Source organism: Polaromonas sp. P1_G4, from assembly GCF_056405475.1.
The window spans coordinates 1-828 of the sequence record NZ_JBFUCA010000952.1 but is presented as its reverse complement, the minus strand read 5'-3'; the positions used below and the strand labels follow the sequence as shown (position 1 = coordinate 828).

1 protein-coding gene and 1 pseudogene are annotated in these 828 nt (G+C 59.9%); one reads left to right on the top strand and one right to left on the bottom strand.

Annotated elements, in window-relative coordinates; genetic code table 11:
• A partial coding sequence (locus AC1D1X_RS24685) for a class II glutamine amidotransferase (RefSeq protein WP_477699540.1) occupies window positions 1–374 on the top strand: 374 nt, incomplete at its 5' end.
• Between the two features lie 93 nt (window positions 375–467).
• Here the strand turns inward: AC1D1X_RS24685 and AC1D1X_RS24680 are convergent.
• Window positions 468–828 (bottom strand): annotated as a pseudogene (locus AC1D1X_RS24680) (ATPase); the annotation flags it as partial.

Sequence of the window (828 nt, the reverse complement as noted above, 5' to 3'; positions counted from 1 at the left end):
ACACCGTGTTTGACACCCTGTGCAGCATGAGCGAAGGCACGGGCGAGTATGGCGTATTCAACTACCTGCTCTCCAACGGGCAAGCCCTGTTCGCGCAMTGCTCCACGCGGCTGTATTACCTGGTGCGGGAATGGCCGTTTTCACACGCCAAGCTCGTTGACGCCGACCTGAGCATCGACTTTGCCCAAACCAATGTCCAGGAAGACCGGTTGTGTGTCGTCGCTACCCARCCGCTGACGCTCAATGAAAACTGGCAACAGCTGCAGCCCGGGCAATTGCTGTGGATTGAAGGGGGCCGCATCGTGCGGCAGGCGCAGCTGAAGGTCAGCGAGGACGTACGGCGTAAAAACGAAGCCAACCTGGCCTGCGTATAAAAATCAGGCCTCAGACCAATAGTGACGGGCGTAAGCAGCTATTCTTTTGATAGCAGTCCAGCCCTGACGGAGCGTCTGTAACAGCGCCTGTTCTTATTGCATGAACCCCATGGCCCGCCCTTCGCGTACCTCGGGCTTGATGCGGTGCTCGGCCTCCAGCTGGGCCAAAAATTCCTCGCTGGAAAACTCTGCCGCGAGAATATCCACCTGCCGCTTCACGGCCGCGAAATCACCCGGGCACAGCTGCACCAGTTTGCCGAGCCTCTCCCGCAGCGGGGCCGCAAGCCGGTCGGCATCGCCTCCAAGTGCTTCGGTGACAAACATCTGCTCACGCTGCGCGTGAGTCAGCGGCATGAACCTGATCTTGAAGGTGAAACGCCGCAGCGCCGCCTGGTCCAGGCTTTCGAGCAGGTTGGTGGTGCAGATGAAGATGCCGGCATGGCGCTCCATGCCC